The following is a 472-nucleotide window of genomic DNA, read 5'->3' as shown; positions in this document are numbered from 1 at the left end:
CCGTGACGTTCACAGTCGGGCTCGGCGGGCTGGAGGACGCCCAGCTCGCCGAGCGGGACAACAACGTCGAGCGCGCGTTCGACGTCCTGCACGACAACTTCAACGACCTCAGCCGGGACGGCGTGCCGAGCCGGGCGACCGAGCTCCGGCTCGGCGGCGGTGAACTCGTGTACGACGGCGATTCCGAGTTCCGGCTCGGCGGTCCGGGCATCTCCGAGGGATTCTCGCAAGGGGGGTCGCTCACGTACTACGGCGCCGGGGGCACCCGCATCGTCTACGAGAACGGCGCGGTGTTCAGGATGAACGGCGACAACGGCGTGATGATCAAGGAACCGGACCTGCTCGTCGGTGACACGATCGTCTACTCGCTGTACGGACTCCAGGGGCCCGCGGAACCGGTGAGCGGCGATCGGACGATCCTAGTCGTCGGCGAGCGAACGAACCGAGATGTGCCGGTAGACAACAGGACCGC

Annotated in this window: 1 pseudogene; it reads left to right on the top strand. The window is 67.4% G+C overall.

The annotated features are described in order from the left end of the window. Window positions 1–472: pseudogene (locus tag DVK07_RS21480) on the top strand (hypothetical protein); the annotation flags it as partial.

This window comes from Halorubrum sp. Atlit-26R (assembly GCF_003666015.1).
Taxonomy (GTDB): domain Archaea; phylum Halobacteriota; class Halobacteria; order Halobacteriales; family Haloferacaceae; genus Halorubrum.
Note: the sequence above shows the minus strand (reverse complement) of the source record. Positions and strands in the feature narration are given on the sequence as shown.